At 43.5% G+C, this 2,401-nt stretch carries 2 protein-coding genes, 1 tRNA gene, 1 rRNA gene and 1 other annotated feature; all 4 genes read right to left on the minus strand.

Annotated features, from left to right (window positions below; genetic code table 11):
• Positions 1 to 145: 145 nt before the first annotated feature.
• Positions 146 to 218, minus strand: a tRNA-Thr gene (locus tag BM184_RS15115).
• A 156-nt stretch (positions 219 to 374) separates the two neighbouring features.
• Complete coding sequence (gene metA / locus BM184_RS15120) at positions 375 to 1,319, minus strand: homoserine O-acetyltransferase MetA (protein WP_086943002.1); 945 nt, start codon at positions 1,317 to 1,319, stop codon at positions 375 to 377.
• Between the two features lie 82 nt (positions 1,320 to 1,401).
• Positions 1,402 to 1,664: a binding site (T-box leader), on the minus strand.
• 180 nt (positions 1,665 to 1,844) lie between these two features.
• Positions 1,845 to 2,129: a GNAT family N-acetyltransferase gene (locus tag BM184_RS15130; protein WP_086943000.1), complete on the minus strand. Its 285-nt coding sequence runs from the start codon at positions 2,127 to 2,129 to the stop codon at positions 1,845 to 1,847.
• A gap of 167 nt (positions 2,130 to 2,296) precedes the next feature.
• Positions 2,297 to 2,401 (minus strand): 5S ribosomal RNA (gene rrf / locus BM184_RS15135); the annotation flags it as partial.

A 2,401-nucleotide genomic window follows, 5' to 3' on the forward strand; every position in this document is an offset into this window, starting at 1 on the left:
AGAAATAGCCGGATACTCGCGAAAAAATCGCATGGTATACGGCTATTCGTGATGCGCACCACAAGGTGCGCTGTTTTTTTATATTTCGGGCTTACGATATATCAGAGGTCTTAGAAACCTTGATATATCTATGTTCGTTCTAATATGCCGGCTGCAGGATTTGAACCTGTGACCTCCGCGTTACGAGTGCGATGCTCTACCAACTGAGCTAAGCCGGCCTGTCGTTGGAATCACTCAACAAGTGAACCACAACATAATAAATTATAAATAAATTTTGTCGATTTGTAAAGAGGGCAATTTCATCAAACTGCCCTCTTTGCATACCTATAGAAATCCCTTTGCAGAGGTCGGCACGACAGCTTCCATCAAAACATTTAATCTTTAACAGCCTTATTCCTTAATTCATGGATGCGCTGGAGATCATATGGCGTTTCTTGATAAACAAAGTAATTCAGCCAATTCACAAAAAGAATATTGGCATGACCACGCCAACGTACCACCGGACGTTTGCCCGGATCGTCATCAGGGTAATAATTGATCGGGATATTGATCGGCCGCTCCAAAGCGACATCACGCTTATACTCCTTATCAAGGGTATCAAAATCATACTCGGCATGACCCGTCACAAAAACGAAACGGTTGTCCCTGCTGCGGACAATGCTTACCCCTGCCTCTTCAGATGCCGCAAGGATTTCAAGCGCACTGCAGGCTTCTATATCCTCTTTACGCACATCTGTATGGCGGGAATGCGGCATATAAAATTCATCATCAAACCCGCGGAGCAGCATCGTTCGGCTGTCGGTGATCGTGTGCTTGAACACACCAAACAGTTTTTCCTTTAGAGGATACTTCCCGATATTATAGTGATGATAAAGACCTGCTTGGGCCCCCCAACAAATATGCATCGTTGAGAAAACATGGCTGGCGGACCATTCCATGATGGACACCAATTCCGGCCAGTATTCCACCTCTTCAAAGGCAAGATTCTCCACAGGTGCACCTGTGATGATCATCCCGTCAAAGTATTGATCCTTGATATCCGAAAAAGTCTTGTAGAAATAGTCCAAGTATTCTTCCGAAACATGCTTGGAATCATAGCTTTCCATCCGCAGCAAGGTCACTTCCACCTGTAGGGATGTGTTCGAAAGTAAACGGATGAACTGCGTTTCCGTGGCTTGTTTTGTAGGCATCAGATTCACGATGATGATTTTTAACGGACGGATATCCTGCGTGACGGCTCTCAGCTCGTCCATGACGAAAATATTCTCTTTGGCCAACTCTTTGATGGCGGGCAAATCCTTCGATACTTTGATCGGCATGTTTTCCACTCCTTTTTGATTAACCGGTTCATTCAACAGCTCTCTTATGCACAAAAAAGCTCCCCTCACCACAGTCTTGCGACCATGGGACGAAAGCTTCGCGTTACCACCCATTTTTATAAGGACTTCACAATCCTTACCTCAAAAAGTACGTAAAGTGATTGCCTGAACGCATATCCTTTATATACTCTGCAGAATATCGCCTGCGTACGTAATCGAGCTGATTATTCACCCGATTAAAGGCTCCAAGACCATCTTCACTTTGTTCCGATACGCTCCCTTTCACCAAAACAGGAGCTCTCTTTACGTACTTCCCAAAGTTACTCTTCTCATCATTGCCCATTCTATTGTCAGATTCGACTTGCATTAATATAATTAAATTATCATCATTTCTTAATCTTGTCAATAGGTAAAACCGATCACCATTGAACCATTCCAGCAAACACAAAAAAATAGCGAGCCGGAACTACTTCCCCTAATTCCGGCCCGCTACTCTCATCTATATTAAAATAAGAGAGAACGATGTTAAAATTCTGCCTTGATATCGGCATATTTTTCGCGCTTGCGATCGAACATAGCCACAACATATGAGCAGCGCGGAACAATTTTCTTGCCTTCAGCCCGCATTTCTTCGACAAGGCGATCCAGCAACATCTCAGCGACACCTTGCCCCCTCAATGAGGAATCGACATAAGTGTGGTTGGCTATGACCTTATCTTCGCCATAAGGTGCGTAAGTAATTTCAGCTATCATACATTCGTTTTCATCATTCAAAGCGAAGCCATTTTTGGTCTTAACAAAATCTTCCATGCATTATTTCCCTCACCTTCTGACAACTTTCCTTAAACATAGTTTAGCACGGTTTCTCGATTTTATATACTAAATCGACTCAATCTACCAAGCACTGGGCTAAAACAAATCAAAAAAGGCTACCGACATTTGCGTCGATAGCCTTCTGATTATTTATATAAAAACATGCGCGGCAATGTCCTAGTCTCACAAAGGGAAACCCTTCACTACAATCGGCGCTAAGAAGCTTAACTTCTGTGTTCGAGATGGGAACAGGTGTGACCTTCTTGCCA

The organism is Trichococcus pasteurii (genome assembly GCF_900112935.1).
Taxonomy (GTDB): Bacteria; Bacillota; Bacilli; order Lactobacillales; family Aerococcaceae; genus Trichococcus; species Trichococcus pasteurii.

What these genes read in the sequence shown, in the direction of transcription:
- BM184_RS15130 (WP_086943000.1), bottom strand. Translation starts at nt 2,129, where the DNA reads ATGGAAGATTTTGTTAAGACCAAAAATGGCTTCGCTTTGAATGATGAA.
- metA (WP_086943002.1), bottom strand. Translation starts at nt 1,319, where the DNA reads ATGCCGATCAAAGTATCGAAGGATTTGCCCGCCATCAAAGAGTTGGCC.